Annotated in this window: 1 pseudogene; it reads left to right on the forward strand. The window is 69.3% G+C overall.

The features are described from left to right. A pseudogene (locus SB751_RS31225) lies at positions 1-267 on the forward strand (cation/H(+) antiporter); the annotation flags it as partial.

The raw sequence follows: 267 nt of genomic DNA on the forward strand, positions 1-267 counted from the left end.
TTCGTCGCGAACTACTCGGGGATGTCGTCGACGCTCGCGCTGATGCTCGCCGAGGTCAGCGTGCAGCCGGAGAAGGCGGGGCGCTTCACGCGCGCGCTGCGCCACGCGATCGCGGAACTGGTGCCGGCCGTCTCGATGATCGGCGTGTTCGTGCTGGTGGCGGCGCTCTCGGGCACGATCCTGCCGCCGACGGGTTTTCTGATCGGCGTGCTCGTCTGCGCGGCGCTGCTCACGATGCTGCTGTGGCGCTGGTGCGTGAGGATCCAC

The sequence above is a fragment of the Cupriavidus sp. SIMBA_020 genome (assembly GCF_046535395.1).
In the GTDB taxonomy this organism is placed as follows: Bacteria; Pseudomonadota; Gammaproteobacteria; order Burkholderiales; family Burkholderiaceae; genus Cupriavidus; species Cupriavidus campinensis.